The organism is Vibrio sp. Y10_XG_PY6 (genome assembly GCF_024181795.1).
In the GTDB taxonomy this organism is placed as follows: Bacteria; Pseudomonadota; Gammaproteobacteria; order Enterobacterales; family Vibrionaceae; genus Vibrio; species Vibrio diabolicus.
Map to the genome: position 1 here is coordinate 272,279 of NZ_JAMZAQ010000001.1, position 25,188 is coordinate 297,466.

The window sequence follows — 25,188 nt, forward strand, 5'->3', positions numbered from 1 at the left end:
CAGGTTCGATTTATTAATATGTTGGCCACAGTCATAAATTTCGGAGGCAACGATGAGCACAACAATGTCTGTAAAATCGGCGCCGAAAGACGCCAAAGATCAAACGATGCAAGCGCCAGATGAGAAAACATTCTGGCGCAAAATGAAAGGGTCGGTTAAGAAAGCGGGTGAAGAAATTGCCGTAATGGGCATAAAATCATGGCTCGCGATGACAGATTCCAACACCGCCGTTCGCCATAAGGCGATTTTAGGTGGCGCATTGGCTTACTTCGTATTACCCACCGATATGGTGCCAGATGTGTTAGCAGGCGTCGGCTTTACCGATGACATGGCAGCGCTTACCTTAGCCGCTAACTCAGTCGGCAATGCTATTACTGAAGAACACGAAGAACGAGCCAGAGAAAAATTGAATTCGATGGCGGATTAGAAAGAGCGTTTCTAGACGCGGAGAAAATAAAAGCCCCGATGTTTCCATCGGGGCTTTCTTTTAGACAGGACTATATAATTTCAGAATGGTAATCGTAGAACGATTTAGGCGTCAGCGCGTTTAAGATGCACTTCTTCTTCGGCAACGCCTGCCATTGGGTCGTTGAAGCGAGCTTCATCCAATGCACCTTCTGATTTTGCGACAATGACGGTAACTGCACTGTCACCAGTAATGTTTACCGCAGTACGAATCATATCAAGTAGACGGTCAACGCCCATGATGAGCGCGATACCTTCAAGCGGCAGACCAACTTGGTTCAATACCATGGCTAGCATTACAAGGCCAACACCAGGGACACCCGCAGTACCGATAGATGCCAATGTAGCTGTCATGATTACCATGAGGTAATCGCCCATAGTTAAATCAATATTGAAGGCTTGAGCAATAAAGGCGGTTGCGACACCTTGCATGATCGCCGTACCGTCCATGTTCACGGTTGCACCAAGTGGTACTGTGAACGATGATACGCGGTTCTCAACCCCCATACGGTGCTTAGCCGTTTCCATTGTCACTGGAATCGTCGCGTTTGATGATGCGGTCGAGAAAGCAAACATGATCGCGTCTTCCATCTTACGTAGGAACGTAATTGGATTTAGACCAGTGAAACCTTTTAACATTAAGCTGTAAGTGACTAGGCCGTGCAGGACAAGCGTACCCGCCAGTACTAAGAAGTACTCTGCCAGATTGACGATCGCGCCCAGACCAAGGCCTGTAAATAGCTTCGCCATTAAGAAGAACACACCATAAGGCGCCAAGTTCATCAAAATCGCAACCAGTTTCATGATCACTTCATTCAGATCAGAGAAGAACGCTGCAATACGTTCACCAGGTTTGCCTGCTGCGCTGATCGCGATACCAAATAGCACCGCAAACACAATAACTTGCAGGGTTTTACCTTCAGCCATCGCACTGATAGGGTTGGTTGGGAACATATCGATGATCACCTGACCCAAAGATGGTGCTTCTGCTGATTTGAATGAACTTGCTGCGGTTAGGTCAGCGCCAGCACCTGGCTGGAACAGAGTACCCATAGTTAGAGCAAGCGTAATCGCGATAGCCGTTGTCGTAACGTAGAAAGCGAGGGTTTTACCACCCATGCGACCCAGTGTAGAAAGGTCTTTGAGGGAGCTAGTACCACAAACTAGTGAAACAAACACTAGAGGGACTACGAGCATTTTTAAGCTGGCGACGAAGATCTGTCCACCAACTTCAAATAATCCATTAACAATGTATGCGTCGACAAATCCGTTGCCGGCAAAAAGTGTGCGAATTGCAAATCCTGTCAAGATACCCGCTACCATACCCAAAATTACGCGGCTGGTTAGCGACATCGGTTTCTTGGTATTCATGAGAACACTCCTTATAGTTATGCACCTTGAGTTCACTTCAAAGCGGCGAGCAGAGTAGCAGTGGAGTGAGAAAATACGAAAGAATAATCCTCTAAATGGTTAATAGATGTGAACTTTATCACTAATAAAAATAGAGTTTTAACCAAATCTTAACTATTTGACTGGTCGAAAAATTTGTATTTTAACACTTTTATCGAACATACAACCGATAAGAAGGAGTGTTTACATTTATTTTTGGTAGTAAATGGAGTGCATATTACCTTTAAGGAGTGTTGCTCTTGCATAACTATCTAGATTTTATTCAGGCTAGAAGCCGTCTCTTTTTGACTGTTTTTGTATTGGGCTGAACACAAGGGGCTAACGAGCCGTCTATGCCCCTGCTTATGTTACCTATCCGCTGAATCAATGATGGTTGGTCAATGTAGATAATTGGAGGTGATCCCAACTCCAATAATTCTGATTGGTATTGCTAATACCCCCAACCCAATAGCATTGCTTCGCTAGCATGAAGCCTTCCAAACAATGCTGACCAGCCTCAGTGATATGGACGCTCTGTTCCCACCAGTCCCTTTCACGTGACTCAATCGTGATTAAAGGCGTTTGACATTGTGCTAGAGGGAGGAGTAAGGCGTAAAACATCACATCGCCCAAGTAAGGTAGAGGTTCACGTTGTTGATATTGCTCAAACCAATCTTTGATGAGAATTGAACGATTTTGAGAACTTAGGACCTCTAATGCAATCTGCTGAGTCAAGCTTAATCCTGTTTGTGAATGAGGTAACTCTTGCATATGGCGTATTAGCACGTTGAGCATATTGGGTAAGCAATCTAGATCATGCTGCTCGATCAAATTAACCATAGAGATGGGGGTCGGTGATGTGACAGCGTGCCAGGAATGTTTAGCCTGACTGAATAATTTGGCTGTCACGGGTTTACGGTATTGCCAACAAGCGCGAATAGCCTCTTTAGGCAACTGCCCTAAACCGATGAATCGCTCAGTGCCAGGGAACTGGTTCAATTCAATGATCTCTATCACCTTGTTTTCTACATTCTCTAACAACGTTAGGGCACGAATCAGCATTAATTGGTCATAGCTGTCATGCTCGACCCAAAAGACGATTCGTTCAAATGTATCACTGAGTAGCGTATCAATATTAGCTTGCTCAAATTTGACAATATCTTGCACTGAGTCTTCACGCTTCATCACGGGCAGCAGAGTCTCTAAGACATATTGGGCACGAATGGCAAGGAAGTTTTGTGGTGTTGCTGGTATGGGGCCAATACAAAGCGGATCTATTAGGGCTAAAAATGTCCCCTCGAATCCGCTGTCTTTATGCCGTTGCTGAATATCATGCCCACAGCGGACATGGAGCGTTTTTAGTTCGCTATCAAGAGGAGGGAAGTGATTTTTGATGGCGTCTTTGTGAGCTTCTAACTCTTCGACATGCGCTTTTAATTTACTCCAACTTGGTAAACCTAATTCTCTGGCTAGCGAATGTTGAACGTCAGCTAATTGAATTGTATTGGGAGCTAATGATTCTGGTTTGGAGTGAAATCGCTTAACTCGATCCAACATCTCATCATCGTGTTGACGTATAGCTTTGAGCCTTTTTTTAGCAACGGATTTTTGTTGGTTAATGTTGATTAAGAAGCTATTTGTAGAGTTCATTTTTCACCTTTCTTATCTCTTCCACACTCGCCTAAATAGAAGCTAAAAAGAAGGTAAAAACAGGTTGTTCCTGCTATACAGAGCAGGGTGGAAGAGTTGCCGTGAACCAAGTTCTTTCCGCGAGTGTTGGGGGCTTTAGGCGTGAGCAGACTGATAGTAGGGTTTCACAATCCATCATGCAACTATTCATGAGAGAACCGCATCACAAAATATCAGCCCCATTAAAGAAGTGCTGAATAGTTTGACAGCCAATGCCTATGTAGATGTTAAAGACCATCCGTTTTCTAGTAGATATGCATTACAGGATCCAGTAATAAAAAAGCCCTGCTAGGTCTAGCAGGGCTTTGTAATACATGTAGATATTAATTACTCGCTCTTGTAAGCGTAGTTATAGTAACCGTAACCATATCCGTATGAGTTTGACGCTTTCTTCTCTACGGCGTTTAGAATCACGCCTTTTACTTCCACGCCGGATTGTTCAAAGCGGCCTTGTGCGACTTCAATTTCCTTCAAAGTCGTTTGATCAAAACGAGCTACCATCAGTGTTGTTCCTGCGATTGCACCAACAATGCTTGGGTCGGTAACCGCGAGTACAGGCGGCGTATCGATGATCACAAGATCGTACTGCGCCGACATTTCGTCAACAAAGCTCTTAAAGCGAGGATGCATCAAAAGCTCTGACGGGTTTGGTGGTACTTGGCCACGAGTAACCACATCTAGATTGTCGATGGATGTTGATTTAATAATATTGCTATGGGATGTCTTGCCGCTCAAATAATCAGAAAGGCCGTTATCCCAACGTAAACCAAAACATTGCTGCAAATAACCTTTACGCATATCCGCATCGATAAGCAGTACTTTCTGACCTGTTTTCGCAGCGACGGCTGCAAAGTTTGTCGATACGAACGTTTTACCGATAGATGGTGCTGGACCTGAAATCATAAGAACATTGTTCTTCGCTTCCATCATCGCAAAGTGCAGGCTAGTACGAAGACTACGCAGGGCCTCGATGGAAAGATCGGCCGGGTTAGCTTCAGCAAGAAGGACTAGCTCATCGTTGCTGCCTTTGTTTCGTTTAAGCTTGTTTGCAAATTCCAGTTGTTGAATAGATTTTGGAACGCTAGCGTAAACAGGCATACCAATCTGCTCAATTTGATCTGGTGTTTCTACACCACGGTGGAATGCCGCACGAATTAATACGAAAGCCACGCCTGCCATGCCGCCAAGCAGTGTTGCTAGCACAACGATAAGCGCTTTTTTCGGCTTGATTGGCTTCGAGAACGATTGAGCGTTATCTAAGATTCGAACGTTGCCAACGGTTCCTGCTTTAATGATGTTGAGCTCTTGAACCTTGTTCAATAGCTGGATGTAGATTTGTTGGTTTACTTCTACATCGCGCGTCATGCGTAGAACTTCACGCTGTGTTTTCGGTAACTTTTGAACTTGTTTATTAAGACGCTCTTTCTCTTTGAGTAGCGTCTCACGTTTATCAAGCAGAGACTTATAAGCCGGGTGATCTTGTGTAAAGCGCTGGCTGATTTCACTCTCTTTGAATGTCAGCTCATTTAACTGCGCTTCTAATTCAACCATCACTTTCAGCGTTGATTGAGCTTCAAGGCCTAAGTCGATAGATTCATTTTCTTGACGGAATCGATTTAAAACGTCTTCAGAAGCGGTCAGTTTTGTTTTGATGTCAGGAAGGTGGCCTTTCAAGAACTCGAGACTTTGTTCTGCCTCTGCTGAGTTTCTTTGAACGTTTTGCAAGAAGTAGTTCTGGCTAATGTCGTTCAAGATAGCTTGAATCTTAGCGCGATCTTCACCAGAGAAGCTTAAAGAAATAATCCCGGTTTGCTTACCACGTTCGCTAATCGATAAGTTTTGTTGCAGTGCATTGATTGCATCTAATTTGCTGATTTTACTCACGGTAAACGAAGCGCCTTCCTGCGCTATCATTTCTGTAGCTAAGAATTGATAGCCGTTCTTTTCAATGAGCTCGCCAACCTTACCTTCTAAAATGACGTTATTGTTATCTTCTATAAGTTTGAACGTCTGTTTTTCAGAATCAATAACTTCGAGAGTTAGAGGAATTCCAACTGCGTAAGAAGGGGTATTAAATCGTGAAACGCTCAGACTGATTTGTTCGCCTTGCAGTCGAGCTAAGCCCTTACCGATGATAGGCATGTAATTCGGAGAGACGACCGTGGTTAAGTTGAACTTATCAACTGTACCACCCAAAATCATACGAGATTTAATGATCTCAATTTCTGTTGTCGCTGATGACTCTGCTGAAAACAGCTCTCCCATATCACCAACCATCGCTGAAATACCACCGGAGCTCTTACTTTCAATTTGGATAAGAGCGTCAGCTTTGTAGATAGGTGTTGATAGAATGGCAACGCCGACGCCTATAATTGAAAATAGGACTACGGTACATAGAATGAGCCATTTGGCATCAAGAATGATCCCAAATAACTTTCCCAAATCGATCTCATCGTCGGCTTGACGTGATTGCTTAATAGTTTGTGTTGTCATTACTTTAACTTCTTAAATACCTTGCCATTGGCGTTTATTTATTTAGCCTTGCGGCTTATAGTTTTTGAGACCACGCTTTTGCTGCTTTTTCTATAAGCGTATAAGCATGTTCGAAGGCTTCTCTACTTTGTCTGTATGGATCAGGGATGTTTTTTTCATTTATCCATTGTCCAAACAGCATCGTTTTGCCTCGTGCCTCAGGAGCGACTTTGGTTAAGGCTTCTAAATGACCTTTTTCCATAACCAATATCAGATCGTATTGAGCGCAAAGCTCAGGTGTTAATTGTCGTGCTTCGTGTCCATCTAAGCTTACGCCATGTTCGTTCGCGATGGTGGTTGCCATATCATCAGCAGCTTTTCCTGTTAAATGACTTTTATCCACCGCGATTCCCGCTGACGCGACATGTTTGTTTGGTAGTAAAGACTGCAAAAGCCGCTCTCCTGTTGGAGAGCGGCAAATATTACCTACACAGACGACAAGAATATTAGAAAACAAATGCTTACCCTATTTTAAATTGTATGCCTATGATCCCAACTGAATTGCTTGCTTCTTTATATTGCACAATTGAGCTACGTAACTATTGAATGCGTACCGCAAGAGATAACTTTCTTGCTGCATGTCGTTTTTACGGCCAAGTGCGTACTCGTAGTACACCTTCGGTTAATTCGTTAAAGCCGGAAATGGTTGGAACAAGTTGAGCAATAACGCGGTTCCAACGGCTAACAGGCGCGGCTGTTACATAGACTATGTCGTATGGGTTGAGATCAAACTCTGTTCCAATCACCAAAGCAGAAGCATCAGAAACATCTAACTGATAGATGTCCGCCATTTTAGCTTCTTCTTTTGAACGTCTGATGACGAAAACGCCAGTAGCATCGGCGGAGATTTCATTAATACCACCAACGCTACTTAGAGCCTCAGTAAGGCTCATACCGCTGCGATCAATTTTGAGTAGTTTTGGATCGTTAACTTCGCCCATAACAAATACTTTTTGTGCATCGTTACGGGGAATATGAACAATATCACCGGGCTTTAGAAGACGGTTTTGAGTTAAGTCGCCTTGTTGCATCAGAGCGTATAAAGATACATTTTCAACCACACCGTTTCGCGTCAGTGTTGCATTACGCCAATCGGCTTCGGCTGCCAGTCCGCCTGCTCTATTTACGGCATCAAGAAGTGTAAGAGGAATGTTTGTGATTGGTTGTTGCCCAGGCTTGTTCACTTCGCCAGTCACATAAGTCTTTTTAGAACGAAAAGCTGCAACGCTTACATCGACTTGCGGGCTCTCAATGTATTTTGCAAGACGGTTGGCAATGTCTGCACGAATTTGGCGAACGTTTTTACCTTCAACGTGTACAACGCCAATGTAAGGGTAGAAGATCGTGCCATCCGAATGCACCCAGTTACCTGCTTCGGCTGAACTACGATATGAGCCAGCTGGGATCGTGAGCTCTGGGTGGTCCCAAATAGTAATATTTAAGATATCGCCAGGTCCTACTTCGTATTCATACTTGGCGATTTCAATATCTAACTCTGGATTTGGCTTTGAAAAAGGATCTATTGAATTTAAAGAGGTCACTCGCTCCAAAGTTAAAGGATAAACCGTAACCTGCGATTCTATATCACTCGATTCAGTGCTCATTACTGTTTTGTCACTGACCGAAAGGTGGCTACCAGGCAGAGTACACCCTGTAAGAAGGATAGGAAGTACTGATATCCCCAAAAATTTATTAAATGTGTTCATTGGTTTATAACTACCGAAAGAAAGTTTGCCGACTGAAATTGGTTCATTCTAATTGAACTGCATTTCATCAATGTTGACGATTTACTGCAGTTTTAAGCCTTTAGAAAGCGAGTCCATTCAGAATTATTTGTGTAATAAACACTCCAAATGGCTGCTAGCGACTTAGAGCTCTTAGTTTCATTAATGAAGGTGTAAAAATCTGACCCACAAAAAATAGTCAACTATTATCCATCTGGTTGCAATAAAGGCAACAAGATACTTAAAAAAATACTGACGAATACATGACAAAATTGTGTCTATTTAACGTTATTGAGATGAATGCATGATTTTGCACAAGTAAACAGGCGGGAATGTGAAAAAACTCATGCCAAAGTTGTATGTATACTATTTACACCATATGCAACTGCCGTTATGCTTCCTGTTGCGGTCGGATATAACAACAAATATTGGAGCTAATTTTGAAAATCAAACTTTTAACGGCAAGTGTGGCAGCAGTCCTACTAGCAGGTTGTGGTAGTGACAGCGATCCTGAGGTAAAAACATACTCAGTACAGGCTTATGACCCAGCTGTTATCGGCATGAAGGTTCAAGCTGTATGTGGTGGTGAAACATACGACGCGATTGAAAATACAACAAACTATGAAGGTATGGTTGGTGAAGCGCGTTTTGAAAATATCAATGTCGTAAATGCGCCAGGTGACTGTGCTTTCGTATTGACGCATACTGATGAGAGTAAAGACGCATCAAATGGCAAACCTATTACATCTGACTACAAAATCCCTCAAGGCTTAGCGCAGGCGGATTCATTAGTAACAGGCTCTCCATTTACGACTTTGGTTTCTAACTCTTTGAAAGAAGGTGAGGTTTACTCTTCTGATATCGCCGAAAAAGTATTCGAGAACTTAGGTATTGATATCAATGCAAGTGGTAAAACGGTTGATGAAATCCTTCGTGATACAGAGTCAGTAGTTGAAGATCTTCAAGGTGAAGGCGGTAATAGTGAACTTGCTACGAAGTTAGTTGCTACAGCGAACGTTGTATCGGATATCATTAAAGCAACCCCAACAGCTGCACCTGAAGCTGTAGCAGTTGCTGCAAAATCGATTACCGAAGAAGTGATTGCGAAGAATCCACATTACCCTAAAGCTAGCGCGGGTTCTGATGAAGTGATTTACGTAGAGATTTCTGAAGAAGATACAAAGAACGTTGTTGAGCAGGTTGAAAAAGATATCGCTGAAGGTAAACCTGTAGATCAAATTAAACCAACTGTTCCTACCATTCCTGAAGCGAAACCTGGTAAGCCAATTAAACCAGAACCACAACCTGGAGATGGCACTGGCGCGACAGGCGGTAACTAAGCGAGTTTTTGCTGATAAATTCTAAAGGCCTCTCAGAGGCCTTTTTTGATCCTATTGTACTGTGTTCATCACCTTTTAGTGAGCCCTTTACTGTTTAAGTAAGGCAGGATGTGCGGACGTGATTCGCCAGCTAGTTTACTGGTGACTTCTTGTGACCAAGTGCTTTGTTTTTGATTGCTCGAACGGTTTGCATAGTAGTTTTGCATGGTTTGGTCATAAGCCTGAATATCATCCAAATTTAGGTCTTGATACTGATTTTCATGCACCACGACATGAGCAGGTAGACGTGGCTTAACTTCAGGGGCTTGATCTGGATGACCAAGACACATACCAAATAAAATGGCTGTATTTTTAGGTAAGCCTAGTAACTCGTCGACTTTTTGAGCATTGTTTCGTAAGCCACCAATATACACGCCTCCTAGTCCCATAGACTCTGCCGCAAGTAAGCAGTTTTGTGCCATGATGCCAGAATCAACAGCACCGATAAGTGTTAACTCGGTGAAATCAGCTTGCACATCAGGATTGATACTGGCGTGGCGCTGGTAATCAATGCAAAACACCAAAAACTCAGCAGCGCTTTCAACGTACCCTTGATTCCCCGCATATTGTGCCAATAGCGTACGCTTTTCTTTATCGGTCACGCGGATAATTGAGACGACTTGCAACATACTTGATGAAGACGCCGCAAGGCCAGCTTGTAGAATCGTTTCTAATTGTTCGCTTTCAATAGGTTGCGAGGTGAACTTTCGAATTGAGCGGTGATTGAGAATTGTTTGTATCGTACTGTTCATGGTGACTTAACATCCCCTGTTACATGTAAAGGCTGAAGCCTCACCTTAGCGATATTTGATGAGTCGGTAAACTATCTCAAAAGAAAAACAATGCTTAGCGCATAAGTGTGAAGATGAATAGAGAATACATCACTCGTTCTGCTTGAGAGCGTATATACTGTTTTTAGAATCAACAATTTAACTGCAGTGGAAAATATGAAAGAACTCATCGTTCATACAGTCACGGTGTTTATGGGCTTCTTTGCGATCATGAACCCCATCGCCAATATTCCTATCTTTTTGAGTTTAACGGCTGATGAGGATAGGGAAACCGTACGTTCCATGGCGCTTCGTTCGGTTTTTATTGCATTTGTCATCATTGCGATATTTTCGATCGCCGGTAAATTAATTTTTGATTTGTTTGGTATCACGCTGTACGCCTTGCGAATAACGGGCGGTATCTTGGTGTTTTTGATCGGTTTTAATATGCTTCAAGGTGATTCGACGCATCAGAAAACTAAAGAGAAAGCGTATTCTCCAGCGCAGCAGCAGGCGGCGTTGAGCATTGCCGTTTCTCCACTTGCAATGCCGATATTAGCAGGGCCTGGAACGATTGCTACCGCGATGAACTTTGCTACGGCGGGTGGTTTTGATCAAACCATTATTACCATCGTTTCTTTTGCTGTGTTGTGTGTTATTACCTATATACTGTTTTTATTTGGAGACAAATTGGTCAAAGCAGTTGGACCGAGTGCTCTGAACGTCGTGACGAAAATGATGGGCTTAATCCTAGCGGTTATCGGTACTCAAATGTTTATTGATGGCGCGGGCGAAGCCTATAAAACTGTTTTCTCATAGGCGTCTCCATCTCTCTAAATCCACACCTACATTTCTAGCTGGTGTGGATTTTTTGAACTTTAGTTTTCACTTTCTAAGAAAGAAATAAATAGACTTCACCTATTTCAATAATAAGAATATTCAATTGTTTTGATTGCACGAATTTCATTACTCTTTTGGCAAGAATAATGGGGGAAATATGGCAACAAAAGCAATTGTAGTGGAAGGTGGCGCGATGCGAGGTGTCTTCGCAAGCGGAGTGCTAGATGCGTTTTTAGAGCAGAGTTATAAACCGTTTGATTTTGCCATTGGTGTATCTGCTGGCGCATCAAACTTGATTGGTTATTTGACCGACTATCCACATCGCAGCATTAATGTCATTACTAAGCTGGCAACGAGTAAACGCTTTTTTGATCCGACTCGATTCGTTAAAGGTGGGGATCTCATTGATGTGAAGTGGCTGTTTGAAGAGTCTAATCGTTTGTATCCCGTCGATGAAAATAAACTGTTTAATGGTATTCCTTTTCTGGCAGCGACGACGAATGTAGATACAGGACAGGCAGACTATTATCGCGTGACGCGTGATAATTTTCATCATGCGATTGAAGCGACAACAGCGTTACCCATTGCATACAAGCACACCCCTTGCTTTTCTGGAGGCTGCTATACCGATGGTGGGGTTGCAGATTCTATCCCGGTGCGTGAGGCTTATCGTCGCGGAGCTCGCGACATAACCGTTGTGCTTTCTCACGCGCTAAATTATGCCAAGAAGCCAGTAAAAACCACATGGCTGATGAAGAAGTTATTTGCCGAACATCCTAAAATGGCGGACGCGATGTTAAGACGTGCAGATAACTACAATCAATCGTTGGAATTTATTCGTAACCCTCCACCGGGAACGCATGTCAGAGTGATTGCACCACCAGATAATTTTCCTGTTCAGCGCTTATCAATGCGGCAAACCGTTCTATTGGAAGGTTATGAAATGGGGCTGATAGAAGGGCGGGCTCATTTGGCTAATTTGTCAGGTGTTCATGGTTTAGATCGGGAAAACTGCCATTTTTGCGTTTGATAATGAAAGAGCCTCATAGCGAGGCTCTTTTTACTTAACGTTCAAAGGGCGATTTAGTTGACTTTATCCCAAGCCATTTCCCAGTGCGAACCTGTTCCTGGTTCGTATTGGTTTGCGCTTTCTTTCCACTGTACACAGTAACCAGAGTATGGGAAGGGTTTACATTGGTAAATGGCACCGTCGCTTGCAAGCACTTTTGTGCCCGCCGTGTAGCTAGATAGCCCTTCAGGGAAGACAAAATCGTACTCGCCAGATGGTGGTGGCGTTACTGACTCTTCTTTTAAGTGAAAGTCGAGCGTTTGCTGATCCACCAAGTTGCCATCTTTGTCTTTAATACGAGTCACGAGCATATGGTGGCCAGGCTCTGATTTGCTTAAAGCGAGCGATACAGCCTCCACCGAGCCGTCTTTCATTTCGTCTGCCCAGCTTGAAAGTGGCTCACGGTGGTGATTGTACACGGTGAGTTCTGCGTTTAAATCGCCTTCAGCAGTTAGTGTCAGATCCAAAGTTGTCGTTGTTGACTCAATGATATACTCGTCTGCTAAGCCATCTACTGTGAGTGAGTACTCTGGAGCGGGAGTTTCTATCTTGTAGCCGACTTCTACACGCTCAAGGCCGCTATTAGCTTGCAGGTACACCGGGTTAGTACCATAAACAGGAGTGAATTTATCCTCGGCATACTGTCCAGCTTGCAGTTTAGTTTGCTCTTGGTTGATCTTCGTTGCTAGAGCGTAAGACCAGTTTTTCGCTTTGCCCATGACTGCATCGGTAATTTCTAGCTCGGTTCGATAAGCTATGTTTTCACCCGCCTGATCAAATACGCGTGTATAAACCGAATCTCCAACATTTAAATCCATCGTCGGAATAATTTGACCGCCTTGCGTCCAATCTGGAATGACTGGACTGTCACCATCAAATTTCACATCGATCACGTTATAAAATGAAGCCGCTGTGTCACCAACATCCCATACCGCCAGAATGACGTGATACCCCTCTCGCGTAGGCACATTACATTGATGGCTCACCTGTTTTGGAGGTTGAACCATATTGCCGTCGACTACACAGAAAGGAGTCAGATCAAACGAGTCGCGTGATAGTGAGGCATTTGGGTTCCAATCAGGTTTGGTGATGTAATATTTCCAGTCACGCGTCACATGGTTAGCTGTAAATGTCCATTCAAAAGTCTGTGTACCTGATTGAATAGGACGTTTAACCCAGCGGTCGGCAGTTTGTTCATCAAGAGCGGCAGCTAGAGCGGTTTCGGCACTTGCTATTTTTCCATCGCGAGGCCCTGTTTGTGGAAAACCATCAGGACCTTCAACACTTTGTGGCTCGTATTGAATGGCACCGCAGTTATTATTTTTTTCGTTGGTATCAGGTGTTGGATACTTACATAGTGCCGCGCGACTTGCAGCGACACCATCATTGGTTTCTGATACGTAGCCGTGAGCCGCAGCACTTGAGCTAATGCTTGCAAGTGCTAATGCAAGTACGGATTTGGTTGGGAAGGATTTCATCACATGTCCTCTGTTATGGCTGACAAATTAATGTCACACCTCGGCGCATGCTGAGCATGAAGCAACGCTGCATGAATCCATACTTTGGATAATGTAGTGTTGCAACATGGCAACCCCGCTATCATGAGCATTACTTTTGATGATGGAATGCTGACAGACCGGAAGCTTTGCGTCCCACCCTTTCGAATGGTTTGCCGAAATGTGATTGAGCAGCCAAAATTTAGCTCAAGAATTTACATGTGGAAAAGTAAACGACACTGACATGGAATCATGTTCTCAAATTGAAAGGTAACGGTACGCCAACCTCATTGATATTGTGCTTTTTTGTTTCTAAGGTATTGGTTTTGATGTTGTTTTTGTCTTTTTAATAGTTGGAGTGAATGAGTGATTGGTTGTTGGGTCGAAGGTAGGGAAGGGGCAGTATTAAGGATAGAAGAAGCACCGTTTAAAGGGCGGAATATACCGCCCTCTGAATCATGTTATTTAGGCATAATGACGGTATCAATAACATGAATGACGTCGTTTTTAGCTTTCACATCGGTTGCCATTACATTTGCATCGTTGACCATGACTTTGTCGCCCATGGTTTTAATCATCACGTCTTGCCCCTGAACCGTAGTTGCTTTGTCTAGCTTAACAACATCGGCAGCCATTACTTTCCCTGGGACGACGTGATAAGTCAAAATGGATACTAACTTGTCTTTGTTTTCCGGCATTAAGAGCATATCGATTGTACCGTCAGGCAGTTTTGCAAAAGCGTCATCCGTTGGTGCAAAAACAGTAAATGGGCCTTCTCCTTTGAGTGTATCGACTAGATCAGCCGCTTTCACTGCAGCGACAAGTGTATTGAAAGAGCCGTTTTCTGTGGCAACGTCGACAATATCAGCCTTCATCATGCCATGCTCATGAGCCTTGACGGGAAGCATAAAAGATAAAGTCGCCATCAATGTAGCCGTGATAACCAAGATACGTTTAAACATAATGTGTTCCTTACGAGTTGAGGGTACAACGGTTTCCCTAGAGAATGTCTTCGTTTGTACGCATCTAAATGAAGAGATGATCAACGAGCCCTGCTTTCTTTCGATGGCCTCACGTGTCGCGTTAAAATCCGTTTGCCTTCTTGTTTTACATCGGCCCGTTTCCGCCATGCCCATAGACGCTCCCTTGCGTCTTTAGCTGCGCTATTTAGGTCGACAATAGGCGCTAGGTAACGGCTATCCGGTTTCAAGTGGTACATGACGGTTTCCATCTGTGTCATTGTCCAGGGCTCGAACAATAGTGGGGTGGGGACCATTTGCAATTCAGGCACCCATTTATAGATGAACGCGCCATCAGGGTCATGTTCTTGGGCTTGCTTAACCGGGTTGTAAATCCGGATTGTATTGGTCCCAGTTACCCCGGCTTGCATTTGGAATTGTGGGTAATGAATACCAGGCTCAAAGTCGAGGAATAGTTGCGCTAAATGCGTCACGCCAGTTCGCCAATCCATGTTCATGTGATGAGTGAGAAAACTAACCAGCATGGCACGCATGCGAAAGTTTATATAGCCAGTCTGATGCAAACAGCGCATACAGGCATCGATCAAAGGTATGCCTGTATATCCAGATTTCCATGCTGCTAACTTTTCTTCATCGAAAGTGCTACTTTGTTTAATCAACGATTCGTAAGCCCGGTTAACACAGTAAAACTCCATGTCGTATTCCGACTCGAATTTCTGTATGAAATGGCAGTGCCAATGCAGCCGTGAAGACAACGCAATTAAGCTGCGACGAAACCCAGCAACTTGCCAGTGTTTCAATAGGTACTGATAAACTTCACGCAAGGATATATTACCCCAAGCGAGGTATGGAGAAAGGCGAGTACAGGCTGTACGTGAGGCCTTAGGATTAGAGATGCTTCGATAATAATCGCGACCTCGTCGATTGAAAAAGTCCTCCAGTGTTTTCCAAGCGAGTTGGCTTCCTCCCGTTTGCATTCCTTTGCATTTTGATAGCCAGGATGAAGGTGGCGAAAACGCGCAGCCGAGTGATTCTGCATCCAATGAATGCAACAAGTTGGTTTGCAGCTCAAGAGGGCTTATGGAGGATCTCATGACCAAATCCCAATGTTTGTCCCAACCCTGCCGGTCTTTTGCTCCTCTAATAACAGCACCGTGCTCGAACTCAAACCACGTGATGTTCTGCTCATGCAGCCAGTCGGCAATTTGCTTATCGCGCTCAAAGGTGCAGTTGAGCCCTATTTCCTGATGAGAAAACACAGCGTTGATTTGATATTGCATTTGAATTGATTGAAAACATGCTAAGGCATCGCCAAACAGAACCGTGATGCGGTGTCCATAGGCTTTGAGCGTCTCATTCATGTCTTGCAATGATTGCCAAACAAATCGCCAGTGACGCTCAGAATAGTGAGGGTTGTTTAACAGCAACGGTTCAACAATATATAAAAGTACCGTTGGGTGCTTTGACGACAATGCTTGTGTTAAGGGCTGGTGGTCAGTCAGTCTTAAATCTCGTTTTAACCACACGACATTGATTGTTTGCATCGGAATCCTCTTTGTTTCCGATGTTGTACGCAAATGACCCGAAGAGATCTCACCTAATGATCGGTTTTGTTCATTAAAACGTAGAGGTTGCTCACAAGGAGGTGAGACATGTCGATACCACTGAGTAAGTTAGAAAAGTTCTTCTACGTAGATAAATTGATCATTCACTCGCTTGATCTCGCATTGTATCAAGCATCTGTCGTAGTTGATGGAAAAGCGCAATTCATCACTGACGACAACGGTATCTTTTTGAGGGCTCATTCCCTTATCGAGATGCAAAAGAAGTGCAAGAATATCAAAGCAAATAAGCAGGTTTTAGTACATCAAAGTGCTTATGATGAGATGGTGGGGCTACCCGAAGGCAAAAGAGACAATCAACTAGAGGTTTTGGTGAAGGATACAAAATTGTATTGAAAGAGTGTTGGTGCATAGTAAAAGCGAACCACCTTACGGCAGCTCGCTTAAAATAGAATTAGAGTCGAGCTTAGTCTTGTTTACGCTGAGCTTCTTTTTGTGCGTACTTAGCGGCACGTCGAGCTTCTCTTTGCTTGGCACTTTCGCCACCAACATGCTGCTCGCCTCGTTGTTCTGCAAGAACAATTTGTTTTTCACGTTCGCGGAATCGAGCAATTTGTTCTTCTGAGTGTGTGCCGTGACATTTCGGGCAGCTCACGCCTTGCTCGAACAAATCAGACTGTTTGTCTTCTTCAGTGATCGGTAGACGACAAGCGTTACATAAGTCGTAATCTGCTTTTTCTAGCTGGTGGTTTACTGCAACACGACCGTCAAACACGTAACAATCGCCTTCCCACATGCTCTCTTCTTGAGGAACTTCTTCAAGATACTTTAGAATGCCGCCTTCTAAGTGGTAGACCTCATCAAAGCCCTGTTCTTTCATGTAAGCGGTAGATTTCTCACAGCGGATGCCACCGGTACAGAACATCGCGACTTTCTTGTGTTTTGTCGGATCCATGTTTTCTTTTACATAGTCTGGGAATTCACGAAAGGTTTCAGTATTTGGGTTTACAGCGCCTTTGAATGTGCCGATCTCGATTTCGTAATCATTACGTGTATCGACAACAAACACTTCAGGATCAGCAATAAGATCGTTCCACTCTTGAGGTTTCACGTAAGTACCCACTACGTGGCGAGGGTCTATGCCTTCAACACCTAATGTTACGATCTCTTTTTTCAGTTTCACTTTGGTGCGATTGAATGGCTGGGTCTCAGAGTACGACTCTTTGTATACGGTGCCTGTCAAACGAGGCTCGTTGTTTAGCCACTCCAGTAGCGTATCAATACCTGCACGATCAGAGGCAACAGTGCCGTTGATGCCTTCACTTGCCAGCAGTAATGTCCCGCGAATATGGTGTTTTTCCATCAACGCAAGTAATGGCTCGCGTAGTTCTTGATAGTTATTCAGCTCAACAAACTTGTACAGCGCACAAACTACATACTGACTCATGAGGTTTCCTTTAAAAATACAGGTGGTCAACGACCTTAAAATTTTAGCGGCACGAAGTATACCTGACTAAATTAGTCGGAAATACGGACAAATTATGCGGATATTATGGCTAGGCAGGATGTAGCGGTGTTTTGATGCGGCATAGCGTCACGCGGGTAAAATCGCTATGTGTTCAAATTATAAGCATAAACTGTAGAGAACAAGGTAAGTTGAACTCGACACTCTTGGTTTAAATTTGTACTGTGATTCCTTCTTCGGTCCTTCATTAAAGTTGTGCGCAAGAGCTACAAAATAATAATCGGATCAGTTGGCAAGGAAAGGACATGCAGCAGTTTTATATCAGGCGGCTGAGGGAAGAAGATGTTCCCTTGCTCAAACAATTACTCGTTGAACTCGATACATCGCACTATGAAGCTGAACCGAACTTCTATCGTCCACCCAAGGAATTGGCGCAACTAAGAGAATCATATGGGACCTTCGAAAAGTATTTTGACGGGAGCGTGAGCGCTTTTATTGCTTGTTCGCAAAGAAAGGTCGTCGGTTTTATCTCTGGTTCGGTTCGTAACGTTCAGTCGCTGATTTCACCAGAAAAACGCGTTGGCTTTATTCATGAGCTTATTGTTTCAGAGAACCATCGAAACTTAGGAATAGGTTTATCGCTGATGGATAAGATGGAAAGTGATTTGTGTGCTCAAGGAATAGAAGAAATCGGCTTAACCGTGGCGTCATTTAACCATGAAGGTGAGGAGTTCTATCATAAAATGGGCTACCGGGTGATGACGAAACGTATGACCAAGCGCGTAAGAGATTCGTAAAAACAAGATGGTAGGAATGAAACGCCTCTTACCTCTAGAAGAGGCGTTTTTATAGTATTTATTTCAAATTAGCGGCGGTTTGATTCCCCATCGCAATTAACTTATCTAAAACGCGCTCACCGTCGGCACGTAAACCGTTGTGCTCGTACTCGTTAGTGATCCACGCTTTTGAGTTTGGGATTAGCGCGAGCGTTTCTCGGCTGATATCCATTTCCACAAACATATCATCGGCGTAAACGGCGCAACTGACAGGCACTTTGTTTTGAGCCAGTTGTGTTTGATCGTACAGCGCAGTCCAATCTTCTTTCGCGGCCAATATTTCAGCGGCATCTTTTAGTGGCTTGAGGTTGACGTATTGATCGAACATCCATGGGAAGACCATTTCCCCCGTAAAGTAAAATGGCTTGCCAGGTCCATAATTAAACTCTGAACGGCTTTGGCGAACACGGTGAGCGCTCCAATTCGACGCAAAACCTTGGCAATAAATCGATTCATGCAAAATGGCGTAAATCGGGTTGGTTTGGAAGTTTTGTTGCGCCAACATATCGTTCAAGAACTCATAGCGAAGTTGTGGTTTGCCGTTCACTTCAATCAATGCACTTTCTAGCCAATAGTAAGTTGGCAAGAAAGTATCACTCACACCAAAGTTGATGCCGATTTGTTGAAATTGTTCCACCGTGAAGCGTTGACCATTTGGTAGATACTCTTCATTTTCCAGCAAGTGATTCGCAATGTTTTGGCAAAGTTGTTGCGCACTTGGAAATTGTTGGAAGAACGCTTGGTTTTTCTCCATGGTGCGTTTGAAGGTGGCTTCATACACATCGTCGGCATGACGCGAGACTGATGGCACGCCACCCGTGATGTAGCTTTGCAGCAAGCTGTCTGGGAACAAAGACAAATAGGTGAGGGAGCAAAACCCCCCAAAGCTTTGACCTAAGATCGCCCATTTTTCGACGCCAAATTGCTCACGAATGTACTCCGCGTCGCGCACGATGTTATCCGCTCGGAAGTGGCTTAAGTACTCGGCCTGTTGTTGCGGCGTGAAATGAGCCAGAGTCTGATGATTAACCATCGAACTATTGCCCGTACCGCGCTGGTCGAGAAGCAAAACTCGGTACTCTTGCAGCGCGCGTTTTACCCAGCCGTTATTGCCGTTTTGACGCGGAGAGGGAAAGCCCGGTCCGCCCTGAAAGTAAACCAACCAAGGTTTGGTCGATTCTTCATCGCCAACTAGGCAAACCGCACGGGCGAAGACTTCAATGGTGCCTTTGCTCGCGTCTTGGTAATCCAGAGGAACGGTAAAACTGTGGGGAGTGTAATGCAATCCTGCGTCGATAAATGATTGAGCGTTCATTGTTATCTTTATTTCCTTATTGAGGGGTAGCGCTACTTTACTGCGAATGGCGTGAAGAACCAATGCTATTTCCAAATCGCTTCGTCAGTTCTATACCTTGGTCAAATCAATGTAAGTTCAAGAAAATGAAACGATTAGCGACTGGTGCAACTGGTTGAGTGAGCTATGCTCAATAGAGTTGCGACAAAGTGAGAGCATGGAGGAAGTCGGATGAAAGTGTCACTGGCTCGATGGATTATTGTGACTTGTTTAATAAGCGTACCTACTTTTGCCGTTGTTACGCCCAACCCACCTCAATTAAAGGCGAAAGGTTACGTATTAATGGACTTTCAATCCGGTGCCATTATTGCCGAGCATAACGGGCGAGCAGGCCTTGCTCCGGCTAGTTTAACCAAGTTGATGACCGCTTACGTCGTTGGACAAGAAATCAAAGCGGGGCGTTTGAAATGGGATGATGTTGTCACCGTGAGCGAAAACGCGTGGTCGGCCAAGTTTCCCGGATCTTCTAAAATGTTCATCAAACCGAAAGATGAAATTAGTGTTGCGAACTTAATGCGCGGTGTGATCATCCAATCGGGTAATGACGCGTGCGTTGCACTGGCTGAGCACGTTGCTGGCAGTGAACGCGGCTTTGTCGCATTGATGAATGGTTGGGCGGAGAAGTTAGGGCTGCAAGACACTTATTTTGTAAACTCCCATGGTCTCGATAGTGAAGGCATCCAAACCTCACCCACCGATATGGCAAAACTCATGCAGTCGATCATCAACGATGTTCCCGCTGTGTATGCGCTATATAGTGAGAAAGTCTTCAAGTGGAACGACATTACGCAGTACAACCGCAATAAATTACTGTGGGACAATTCCATTGACGTCGACGGGGGCAAAACCGGTTACACCAGCAATGCGGGATACAGTTTGGTGAGCTCCGCCAAAGAAGGGAAAATGCGGTTGATTTCGGTAGTGATGGGCACGCCAAGTAAACAGGCTCGAACGAGCCAATCCAAGAATTTGCTCAGTTATGGTTTTCGTTTTTATGACACCAAACAAGTTGCCAAACAAGGGCAGGTTGAGTCTAAAGTTCGCGTTTGGAAGGGAAATGACAATCAAGTTGAGGCGATCTTCGCCAAAGATGCCTATCTCACTCTGCCTCGTTCTATGACGGCTGGGCTTGATAAGAGTGTGGTGTTAAATGAACCGTTGATTGCGCCGCTCGCGCAAGGAGATGAAATTGGTAAGGTCGTTTGGAAAAGCGATGACAGTACCGTGGCGAGTTATCCCCTGGTCAGCAGCCAAGCGGTAGAAGAGGGCTCGTGGTTCGGTCAGCTTTGGGACAGTCTGGTGCTGTGGGTGAAATCGTTCTTTAACTAGAATAAAAACGAGCAGAAGTGTCTTTCTGCATTCTTTTGTTGATGGCCGCCCAGCTAAACGCTGGACGGTGTCTTATTTAACGGTTTATTCAGACAAGGTGATGATTGGTAAGTCATCCCAAATCTTGCTCTCATCCGATGCGCCACCGGAGAAGTTCCAAGGGCCTTTGTTTTGTTCCAGTGGACGGTAAGTGGCAGACAATCCATCCAAGTCCCAAGTTGTCACATAGAATCGAATGCCATCCAGTGAATCAGGTCGACCCAGCGCGTCACTCGCAAAGTCCATCGAAATAGTGTTATTGGCTTTGTCTACTGTCACTGTTGGTGCTGGCGTGACCGCTTCTCCCCATGTCGTCGCATTTGCTCCTTTGGTGTTGTAAATCGAGCTTTGCCAGCCAAAAACAACCGCATTACGACTCCAGGTTCCGCTTGGCATAGAAGCGTTGATCTTCGGTAGCTCAGACAAGTTAGTTGCGGCTTCTTCAGGTAAATCAATAAAGATGGTGAAACCCACGTGGTCGAAGCCGTTTGGTGGCAACCAAGTGTCGGTGATTTTGTCCATGGTGAAGGTCAAACGTACGTTACTGCCAACGGTAAACACCTCTGTTTTGTTGATTGCGAGTTGGCTGTTGTCTTTGTCGAACGTTGGATCGGTTGGTAATGAGTAGTTACCGTTAGGACCCCCAGTGCCGTCTTGCGCATCACCTGCATCATCAATGGTGTCATCCGGTGTGTTTGACCAGTTTAGGTTCGAGACAAAATTCACGTCCTCGATGCCTGCTTTTTTCTCGGTGGAATAAATCGCGAAGCGGTGCTGTTGCTCGCCAATCGCAAAATGACGAGTTGACAGCGTGACGCTAAACTGACCATCAGCGCCAACCTCGATTGCTTGCGCTGTTTCCAAGTTACCGTCGACGACAAGGTTCAACTTTTCGTTTGCATTAGCAGTACCAGCAATCACGATGTCATCTGTGATGGTTTGCCCTTCCCAATCCTGCGCTAGTTGGATGTTGAGGTCTGGTGTATCTACCGATTGGGTGTCGTTAGTTTTCGAGTAAATCACGGCAGATTTGGCTGGTAGCTCAAGGGTTACGTGACCGTTTTCATCTGCGATTAGCTTCTCCGGAGCGTCTGCCCAGTTCGACATGATTTGTTGTTGGAAAACAGTGCCGCCCGCTTGCTCTACATCGAGTTGGTTCATCAACATCGGGGAATTCGATGTGTTCATTACCACTAAGACTTCGTCGTTATCCAACGTTCGGGTAAAAGCGAACACACCGGCGCCGGCTTTATCGCTGCCAATCACTTTCATTTCGCCGCGTGTCATGACTTTGTTTTCGGTACGTAACTTAGCAAGCTCTTGGATGAACAAGTACATCTCGCTGTTTTGGTCGAATGAGTCTACGTAGTCGCCGTCTTCACGGTAGCCGCCAGCAAACATCGCATCGCGCGCTGCTGACATCGCCTGTTCAGTACCTTGGTAAATTACAGGGATGCCCGGCACTGCCATCATTGTGATCAGCGCTTGCTTCATATCGTTGACACTGCCTTGCGATAGAAAACGTGGCATATCGTGGTTATCAATGAAGTTCGGCATGATGTATGGATTCGGGAACATCTCCATCATCTTCTCAAGACGGAAGCGTAAGTAATCGGTCGGTTGCCCTGATGCAAATACGCGCGTCATGGTCGCTTGCAATGGGAAGTTCAGTACCGAGGTTAGCTGTTTCGGCGAGCCACTTTCACCGATGTAAGTCAGCATCTTCTTTTCGCCTTCAGTGTTGTATGGCGTAGATGTTTCGAATACTTCACCAAAAGTGAGGAAGTTGTTACGACCGGTATCAACCGCTTGCGTCATCACACCATCGTTGGCGTGTAGGAAGTCGTTCCAGAAATCGTGTTCAACAAACTTCACCGTATCGATACGGAATCCGTCGACGCCGACTTCGCGAATCCATTTTCGGTAGCTCTCTTTTAGATAAGCGCGTACTTCAGGATCGGACGTATTGAGGTCATCCAAATCAGAGAGCTGCCAGGTTTTTTCTTGTACCGGATCGTTGTGGTCGGTGATGGTTGGCGTCCAGTGGTAGCTGCCTGTGCCGTCTGTTTTACACTCGTTCATGTTGAGTGGGTACGGCAGCTCTTGTCCGGCGGGTAGTGCATTTTTAATCAAACGGAAGCCTTGGCAAGGTAGGCTTGGATCATAACTGTAAGGATCATCGTATGTGAAGAAGTTGCCTACATGGTTGGTCACGATGTCCTGAATTAAGAACATGTTACGCGCATGCACTTCGCGTGCTAACGCTTGGTAGCTTTCCATGTCACCAAAGTGTTCATCCACTTTTTGAAAATCGCGCTCCCAGTACCCGTGGTAGCCGCCGTAGTTTTGCTCTGCATCCCACCATTGGTTAGCAACTGGCGGAGTAATCCAGATCGATGTGGCACCGAGATCTTCGATGTAGCTTAACTTATCACTCACGCCAACGAGGTCGCCGCCGCTGAATTTTTTATCCGACGTCGGATCGAATTCGTTTTGCCCTTGATCATTGAGAGCGCTGTCGCCGTCGTTAAAACGGTCAATCATCAGGAAGTAAATGATTTGATCTTGCCAATCAGGAGATGCCACGTGGCTGCCTGTATCGATTGGTGTGGTTTCGTCGCTTCCACAGCCAGAAAGAGCAAGTGCGATCGCTAAAGGAAGTATTTTTATTTTATTCATTGAGTTAGGTAGAGTTTCAAACACGGTCTTTGCCTCCGTTATGCAGCAATGCAGAAACGATAAAGCAAAGGTTTGAAATTGAGAGTGTCATTTCACGCCAAAAAAGACGTGAAATGATGTCACGAAGAGACGATTTTGATCTGACCGACAGTTTTAATTGAGCGGTTGCACAATAGGATATTGTATCGGGTAATGCTCTTTCGCGAGCTCGTTGTCGGATTCATCATAAAGGCGGAAACGGCACTGCTTTGCAGTTTGAGTGAGCGATAATTGCAGCACCCAACAAGCATAATGTAGCGAGTGTTGGGTCAAGCGCATTGCGTGAGGTGTGGGGTCATCATCGACGTAACAGTCAATCCTCGCAACGTTTTCAAGTCGGCATGCCAGTTCGATAAAGAGCGTGTATTGCGCCCCAATATTAATAAGCTGCCGAGTCGGGACAATGTATTCCGTTGCGCCAATTAAAAGCCCTTTAGAAACCACATAGTCACGCTGGTGGTTATTCTCAATGTAACGTTCCCCATCGACTTCATAACACAGGCGAAAGGTAAGGGGATGCGCTACCGGAAGTTCGGTCGTTGCCCAGAGTTCGGTGCCATGACTTAAAAAACGCTCGAAGAAGGCGGGGTAGCGCCGCCATGCGCCATCACGGTCACGGCATTCTACCGAGACCACTTTCTCAAACGCAATATTGTCCACTTCCATCCAGATTTTGCCGACAGGTTGGTCGATGTGGTTATCGTCGAAGGTATTGGCTTTGGCGTAGTACAAGCGGATCGGTTGCTGATTTAGCTGAGTTCGGTTATCCAAACATTGTTGGCGATACTGCATGGGTGAAAACGGATACCAACGACGAAAAGTGCGGTGAAAGTTCGATGGTTCTTCGTAACCAAGTTGATAGGCGATTTGCTGCGTCGTGAGTTGGGTGTCGGCGAGCAAAGTGAGTGCTTGCTTTCTTTTAGCGAAATCAACGCATTGAGAGTAGCTCATTTGTTTTTCTTGTAGTCGACGTTGCAAGGTGCGTTTGGAGACGCCCAGTTGCCTTGCCGCTTGCTCTAACTTGAGCGCGTAATTGCTGTTTTTGATGAACAAGGCGTTCAAAACACTCAGCAATTCTGGTTGTTCAATTGGCTGGTGAGAAAGCAGCAAATAAACATGTTTCACCAAGTCAAACACGCTTGAACTCGTTTTAGAATCTCGCGTTTCCCCTAGAAAAATATCGGCCGCGAGTGGATTGTTGGCGTGAACCTGTACCTGTATTGATTCGCTTAGCTCAAGCATTTCCAACTGCATTTTGAGCAAGCCAAACACCGACTCCGCCCAATTTGGCATATCGGCCGTTCTGCATTCTACTTGCAGATGGATTTGGGCATCACCATGTTGAAATGTGACGTACAAACGGCGGTCGAATAATGAAACACTTTTACTCCACCACAGCAGGCCTTCTTGGAGGTCAGGCGCTTCCTTCAACATCATGCATTGCAAGGCAACCAACTTCTCAATGTGCCAATATTCGCCGGCAATTCTCAGGTGATTGTGACCGAGCTTTTTACACAGAAAGGATGTAATAACGTTATCTTGAGGCTGCATG

The 25,188-nt window shown here is 44.9% G+C and carries 20 protein-coding genes and 1 riboswitch; of the genes, 7 read left to right on the forward strand and 13 right to left on the reverse strand.

The genetic code is table 11. The features are described 5' to 3' along the window. The first annotated feature begins 52 nt into the window (after nucleotides 1-52). Nucleotides 53-427: a YkvA family protein gene (locus tag NL644_RS01185; RefSeq protein ID WP_074190348.1), complete on the forward strand. Its 375-nt coding sequence runs from the start codon at nucleotides 53-55 to the stop codon at nucleotides 425-427. A 104-nt stretch (nucleotides 428-531) separates the two neighbouring features. Here NL644_RS01185 and NL644_RS01190 read toward each other — a convergent pair whose 3' ends face one another. The 5 genes from NL644_RS01190 to NL644_RS01210 all read right to left on the reverse strand — a co-directional run bounded on the left by NL644_RS01190 (nucleotide 532) and on the right by NL644_RS01210 (nucleotide 7,781). After that, entirely contained in the window at nucleotides 532-1,836 is a 1,305-nt protein-coding gene (locus NL644_RS01190; protein WP_005397791.1) for a dicarboxylate/amino acid:cation symporter, read from the reverse strand. A 402-nt stretch (nucleotides 1,837-2,238) separates the two neighbouring features. Then, nucleotides 2,239-3,504: a DUF1835 domain-containing protein gene (locus tag NL644_RS01195; protein ID WP_253657883.1), complete on the reverse strand. Its 1,266-nt coding sequence runs from the start codon at nucleotides 3,502-3,504 to the stop codon at nucleotides 2,239-2,241. 366 nt (nucleotides 3,505-3,870) lie between these two features. Continuing rightward, nucleotides 3,871-6,036 (reverse strand): polysaccharide biosynthesis tyrosine autokinase, encoded by a 2,166-nt coding sequence (locus tag NL644_RS01200; protein ID WP_134646152.1) that lies wholly within the window; start codon nucleotides 6,034-6,036, stop codon nucleotides 3,871-3,873. 55 nt (nucleotides 6,037-6,091) lie between these two features. Beyond that, nucleotides 6,092-6,532, reverse strand: coding sequence for a phosphotyrosine protein phosphatase (locus NL644_RS01205; RefSeq protein ID WP_047009636.1), 441 nt, complete (start codon nucleotides 6,530-6,532; stop codon nucleotides 6,092-6,094). A 130-nt stretch (nucleotides 6,533-6,662) separates the two neighbouring features. Next, nucleotides 6,663-7,781, reverse strand: a complete 1,119-nt coding sequence (locus NL644_RS01210) for a polysaccharide export protein (RefSeq protein ID WP_006740798.1) — start codon at nucleotides 7,779-7,781, stop codon at nucleotides 6,663-6,665. 458 nt (nucleotides 7,782-8,239) lie between these two features. Here NL644_RS01210 and NL644_RS01215 point away from each other — a divergent pair, with 458 nt between their 5' ends. Beyond that, the gene (locus NL644_RS01215) at nucleotides 8,240-9,139 is read left to right on the forward strand and encodes a hypothetical protein (protein WP_048625431.1); all 900 of its coding nucleotides are present in this window, start codon (nucleotides 8,240-8,242) and stop codon (nucleotides 9,137-9,139) included. Between the two features lie 68 nt (nucleotides 9,140-9,207). On the opposite strand, the gene nfsA is transcribed toward NL644_RS01215, so the two are convergent. After that, nucleotides 9,208-9,930, reverse strand: coding sequence for an oxygen-insensitive NADPH nitroreductase (gene nfsA / locus NL644_RS01220; protein WP_006740796.1), 723 nt, complete (start codon nucleotides 9,928-9,930; stop codon nucleotides 9,208-9,210). Nucleotides 9,931-10,125: 195 nt separating this feature from the next. Between nfsA and NL644_RS01225 the strand changes: the two genes are divergently transcribed. Beyond that, a complete protein-coding gene (locus tag NL644_RS01225; protein ID WP_046875716.1) occupies nucleotides 10,126-10,767 on the forward strand; it encodes a MarC family protein in 642 nt (213 codons plus the stop codon). Nucleotides 10,768-10,945: 178 nt separating this feature from the next. Next, nucleotides 10,946-11,818 (forward strand): patatin family protein, encoded by an 873-nt coding sequence (locus NL644_RS01230; RefSeq protein WP_253657884.1) that lies wholly within the window; start codon nucleotides 10,946-10,948, stop codon nucleotides 11,816-11,818. Between the two features lie 53 nt (nucleotides 11,819-11,871). Here NL644_RS01230 and gbpA read toward each other — a convergent pair whose 3' ends face one another. The 3 genes from gbpA to NL644_RS01245 form a co-directional block, all read right to left on the reverse strand. After that, the gene (gene gbpA, locus NL644_RS01235) at nucleotides 11,872-13,335 is read right to left on the reverse strand and encodes an N-acetylglucosamine-binding protein GbpA (protein WP_253657885.1); all 1,464 of its coding nucleotides are present in this window, start codon (nucleotides 13,333-13,335) and stop codon (nucleotides 11,872-11,874) included. A gap of 105 nt (nucleotides 13,336-13,440) precedes the next feature. Then, a riboswitch (cyclic di-GMP riboswitch) is annotated at nucleotides 13,441-13,541 on the reverse strand. Between the two features lie 273 nt (nucleotides 13,542-13,814). Beyond that, nucleotides 13,815-14,315, reverse strand: a complete 501-nt coding sequence (locus tag NL644_RS01240) for a fasciclin domain-containing protein (RefSeq protein WP_253657886.1) — start codon at nucleotides 14,313-14,315, stop codon at nucleotides 13,815-13,817. An 80-nt stretch (nucleotides 14,316-14,395) separates the two neighbouring features. Further along, complete coding sequence (locus NL644_RS01245; protein ID WP_253657887.1) at nucleotides 14,396-15,877, reverse strand: cryptochrome/deoxyribodipyrimidine photo-lyase family protein; 1,482 nt, start codon at nucleotides 15,875-15,877, stop codon at nucleotides 14,396-14,398. Between the two features lie 108 nt (nucleotides 15,878-15,985). Here NL644_RS01245 and NL644_RS01250 point away from each other — a divergent pair, with 108 nt between their 5' ends. Next, complete coding sequence (locus tag NL644_RS01250; protein ID WP_134646142.1) at nucleotides 15,986-16,291, forward strand: DUF6482 family protein; 306 nt, start codon at nucleotides 15,986-15,988, stop codon at nucleotides 16,289-16,291. A 70-nt stretch (nucleotides 16,292-16,361) separates the two neighbouring features. Here the strand turns inward: NL644_RS01250 and NL644_RS01255 are convergent, their stop codons facing one another. After that, complete coding sequence (locus NL644_RS01255) at nucleotides 16,362-17,342, reverse strand: rhodanese-related sulfurtransferase (RefSeq protein WP_253657888.1); 981 nt, start codon at nucleotides 17,340-17,342, stop codon at nucleotides 16,362-16,364. A gap of 323 nt (nucleotides 17,343-17,665) precedes the next feature. On the opposite strand from NL644_RS01255, the gene NL644_RS01260 reads away from it, so the two are divergent. Then, a complete protein-coding gene (locus tag NL644_RS01260; protein WP_253657889.1) occupies nucleotides 17,666-18,157 on the forward strand; it encodes a GNAT family N-acetyltransferase in 492 nt (163 codons plus the stop codon). Between the two features lie 58 nt (nucleotides 18,158-18,215). Here the strand turns inward: NL644_RS01260 and NL644_RS01265 are convergent, their stop codons facing one another. After that, nucleotides 18,216-19,511 (reverse strand): alpha/beta fold hydrolase, encoded by a 1,296-nt coding sequence (locus tag NL644_RS01265; RefSeq protein ID WP_253657890.1) that lies wholly within the window; start codon nucleotides 19,509-19,511, stop codon nucleotides 18,216-18,218. Nucleotides 19,512-19,721: 210 nt separating this feature from the next. Here NL644_RS01265 and NL644_RS01270 point away from each other — a divergent pair, with 210 nt between their 5' ends. Next, nucleotides 19,722-20,879 (forward strand): D-alanyl-D-alanine carboxypeptidase family protein, encoded by a 1,158-nt coding sequence (locus NL644_RS01270; protein ID WP_164665922.1) that lies wholly within the window; start codon nucleotides 19,722-19,724, stop codon nucleotides 20,877-20,879. A gap of 84 nt (nucleotides 20,880-20,963) precedes the next feature. Here NL644_RS01270 and NL644_RS01275 read toward each other — a convergent pair whose 3' ends face one another. Further along, nucleotides 20,964-23,621: an alpha-amylase family glycosyl hydrolase gene (locus tag NL644_RS01275; RefSeq protein WP_253657891.1), complete on the reverse strand. Its 2,658-nt coding sequence runs from the start codon at nucleotides 23,619-23,621 to the stop codon at nucleotides 20,964-20,966. Nucleotides 23,622-23,750: 129 nt separating this feature from the next. Continuing rightward, a complete protein-coding gene (locus NL644_RS01280) occupies nucleotides 23,751-25,187 on the reverse strand; it encodes an AraC family transcriptional regulator (protein WP_253658293.1) in 1,437 nt (478 codons plus the stop codon). Nucleotide 25,188: the final 1 nt, after the last annotated feature.

Bases quoted from the DNA above. Each gene is read 5' to 3' on its own strand.
- NL644_RS01185 (WP_074190348.1), top strand. From the start codon at position 53: ATGAGCACAACAATGTCTGTAAAATCGGCGCCGAAAGACGCCAAAGAT.
- NL644_RS01190 (WP_005397791.1), bottom strand. From the start codon at position 1,836: ATGAATACCAAGAAACCGATGTCGCTAACCAGCCGCGTAATTTTGGGT.
- NL644_RS01195 (WP_253657883.1), bottom strand. From the start codon at position 3,504: ATGAACTCTACAAATAGCTTCTTAATCAACATTAACCAACAAAAATCC.
- NL644_RS01200 (WP_134646152.1), bottom strand. From the start codon at position 6,036: ATGACAACACAAACTATTAAGCAATCACGTCAAGCCGACGATGAGATC.
- NL644_RS01210 (WP_006740798.1), bottom strand. From the start codon at position 7,781: ATGAACACATTTAATAAATTTTTGGGGATATCAGTACTTCCTATCCTT.
- nfsA (WP_006740796.1), bottom strand. From the start codon at position 9,930: ATGAACAGTACGATACAAACAATTCTCAATCACCGCTCAATTCGAAAG.
- NL644_RS01225 (WP_046875716.1), top strand. From the start codon at position 10,126: ATGAAAGAACTCATCGTTCATACAGTCACGGTGTTTATGGGCTTCTTT.
- NL644_RS01230 (WP_253657884.1), top strand. From the start codon at position 10,946: ATGGCAACAAAAGCAATTGTAGTGGAAGGTGGCGCGATGCGAGGTGTC.
- gbpA (WP_253657885.1), bottom strand. From the start codon at position 13,335: ATGAAATCCTTCCCAACCAAATCCGTACTTGCATTAGCACTTGCAAGC.
- NL644_RS01240 (WP_253657886.1), bottom strand. From the start codon at position 14,315: ATGTTTAAACGTATCTTGGTTATCACGGCTACATTGATGGCGACTTTA.
- NL644_RS01245 (WP_253657887.1), bottom strand. From the start codon at position 15,877: ATGCAAACAATCAATGTCGTGTGGTTAAAACGAGATTTAAGACTGACT.
- NL644_RS01250 (WP_134646142.1), top strand. From the start codon at position 15,986: ATGTCGATACCACTGAGTAAGTTAGAAAAGTTCTTCTACGTAGATAAA.
- NL644_RS01255 (WP_253657888.1), bottom strand. From the start codon at position 17,342: ATGAGTCAGTATGTAGTTTGTGCGCTGTACAAGTTTGTTGAGCTGAAT.
- NL644_RS01260 (WP_253657889.1), top strand. From the start codon at position 17,666: ATGCAGCAGTTTTATATCAGGCGGCTGAGGGAAGAAGATGTTCCCTTG.
- NL644_RS01265 (WP_253657890.1), bottom strand. From the start codon at position 19,511: ATGAACGCTCAATCATTTATCGACGCAGGATTGCATTACACTCCCCAC.
- NL644_RS01270 (WP_164665922.1), top strand. From the start codon at position 19,722: ATGAAAGTGTCACTGGCTCGATGGATTATTGTGACTTGTTTAATAAGC.
- NL644_RS01280 (WP_253658293.1), bottom strand. From the start codon at position 25,187: ATGCAGCCTCAAGATAACGTTATTACATCCTTTCTGTGTAAAAAGCTC.